The sequence below is a fragment of the Stenotrophomonas sp. STEN147 genome, from assembly GCF_056757995.1.
Genome location: NZ_JBRRCG010000037.1, coordinates 1 through 2572, shown reverse-complemented (window position 1 = coordinate 2572; position 2572 = coordinate 1). Strand labels below are relative to the sequence as shown.

Genomic DNA, 2572 nt, shown 5'->3' with positions numbered 1-2572 from the left:
GTTTTTGCGGGCGGTGCTGGCCCCGGAGCACCCCCCCCCCCCCGGGTCGCGCGGGCAATCCCCCGGCGGATGCCTCATCCGGTCAAGGCCGGGGGCGCGCGGCGCCCCCGGCCTTTGCCTTACTTCAGACCATCGCTGACGGCCTTGGTCAGCGTGCCCTGCGCATCGTCACCACTGAATTCCCAGACGAACGCGCCGCCCAGGCCCTGGGCCTTCACGTAGCCCATCTTGCGGGTGATGTTGGCCGGAGTGTCGAAACTCCACAGCGTGCTGCCGTTGTAGATCCAGGTGGCGCCGGCGGTGTTGTCGGTGTAGCCCGGCCAGGCCAGGTTCTTCAGTACCTTCCAGTCTTCGATGCCGGCCTCATAGGTGCCCGGTGCGGCGCCTGAGGCGGTCTGGTACAGGCCATTGTTGGCATTGGCCACGCCCGTCCAGCCACGTCCGTAGTAGCCGATGCCCAGGTTGAGCTTGGCGGCCGGCACGCCCCGGCTGATGAAGGCCTCGATGGCGTCGTTGCTGTTGTACAGCTTCTGGTCGCCGGTGGATGGATCATTCGGCGAATCGAACAGCGCCGACTGGTGATTGGTCCTTGCATCCCACGCACCGTGGAAGTCGTAGGTCATCACGTTGATGTAGTCCAGGTACGGGTGATACGCCGCCGGGTCGGTGACACGGATCTTGTCGATGCCGGCACCCACCGCCACGGTCAGCAGCAGGCCCGGACGCACCGCATCGAGCTGGCGGCGGAACTCGGCCATGAGCGCGGTGAAGTTGGCGTTGTCCTCGGGCTTGCCGCACTCGATGCCGCAGGCCACGGGGTATTCCCAGTCGATGTCGATGCCGTCGAACACGCCCAGTGCTGCGCCCGTGCCGCCGGCACCGTCGGTCACCGGCAGGTTGCCCTTGATGTAGGCGTCGATGCAGGAGGCGACGAAGGCCTGGCGGTTCTCCGGACGGGCCGCGCTGGAGAATCCACGCGACCAGGTCCAGCCACCCAGCGAGATCAGCACCTTCAGGCCCGGATGCTTGGCCTTGAGCTGCTTGAGCTGGTTCCAGTTGCCGCGCAGCGGCTGGTCCCAGGTATCGGCGCTGCCACTGACGCTCTCGGCGGCGCTGAAGGCCTTGGTGTAATCGGCGAACGCATCGCCACCGGCGCCGCTGTTCGGATCCGACGGCTGGGTCACGCCCACTTCGCAGCGGTTGTTGCGCACGTTGCCGAAGGCGTAGTTGATGTGGGTCAGCCGCGCGGCGGAACCGCTGCTGTCGATGTTCTTCACCCGGTAGTTGCGGCCGTAGATGCCCCACTGGGTGAAGTAGCCGATGACCCGCTTGCCGGTGCCGCCGCCGTCGCCGGCCAGGGTGGTGGCGCTGATTTCCGTGCCCTGGGCGGACGCATTGCCGGCGTTGTCGCGGGCCCGCACGCGGTAGCGGTAGGTGGTGGATGCGGTCAGGCCGCCATCGACGTAGCTGGTGCTGGACGGAGAACCGACCAGGCTGCCGTTGCGGTACACATCGTAACCGGCCACACCGCTGCCACCGGTGTTGTCGGTGGACGGACTCCAGCTCAGCGCGATGCTGCTGGCGGTCCGGGTGCCCACCGCCAGTCCGCCGGGCACGCTGGGTGCGGTGGTATCGCCGCTGGCAGCGTTGACGGTGATGGTGATGGTCGGGGTGCTGGTGGTGGCGTTGTTGTTGTCGGTGGCCACCGCGCGCAGGGTGTGGCTGCCGGCGCTGGCATTGGCCCAGCTGGCGCTGTAGGGAGCGCTGGTATCCACGCCGATCGAGCTGCCGTCGCGGAAGAATTCCACCTTGCTGACGCTGCCGTCCGGGTCGCTGGCGTTGGCGGTGACGTTGATGGTGCTGCCGGCGCTGAAGGTTGCGCCATTGGCCGGTGAGGTCAGGCTGACCACGGGAGGCTGGTTGACGCCGCCGCCATCGCAGGCACCGAGGTTGGTGTAGTAGGGCGCACCGGCCGGATGGTCTGGCGGGGCGTTCCAGATGTCCTGGTTTGCCCGGTACAGCACGCCGCCCTTCTGCAGGGTGTCGCCGGCGCGATAGATCTTGGCCTGGTCCCATTCGGCCACGCCGGCACAGCTGGCGGCCTGGGCCAGGCCCGGCAGGCTGGCGGCACCGGCGGCCAGGGCAAGCAGCCAGGCCAGGCGGCGGGGACGACAGCTTCGGGTGGAACGTTCGGCACTGCGCACAATCGGGTCGTACATGGTGTGTCTCCGATCAAAGGGCGCGCGGGCCCCGATGGCGCCGCGCGTGACGCAGGTCCGGGCGTCGCCGGGGAAGGCGACGGGAGGGGCCGGACGGAGGCACCTGGGAGGCCGGGGAGAGAGTCCGGCACCAGGTGGGGACAACGTTGTCATCAATTGCGTGGTCAATCCGTGAGCAAGCGCATGGTTCCGGGATTCGGGCGGAGCGCGCTGGCGCGCGGTCGGCGGCCAGCGGCGGAGCCCCTTCGTGGCTGGGGGGGGGGCGCTTACAGCGGATTTATGGGAGTTGGGGGGGGGGGGGGGGGGGGGGGGGGGGGGGGGGGGGGGGAAAAGAGTAGAGAGCGGGGGGGCAC

1 protein-coding gene is annotated in these 2572 nt (G+C 68.8%); it reads right to left on the bottom strand.

The features are described 5' to 3' along the window. Window positions 1-119 precede the first annotated feature (119 nt). The gene (locus ACVOKU_RS18520; RefSeq protein WP_481560590.1) at window positions 120-2219 is read right to left on the bottom strand and encodes a glycosyl hydrolase family 18 protein; all 2100 of its coding nucleotides are present in this window, start codon (window positions 2217-2219) and stop codon (window positions 120-122) included. Window positions 2220-2572: the final 353 nt, after the last annotated feature.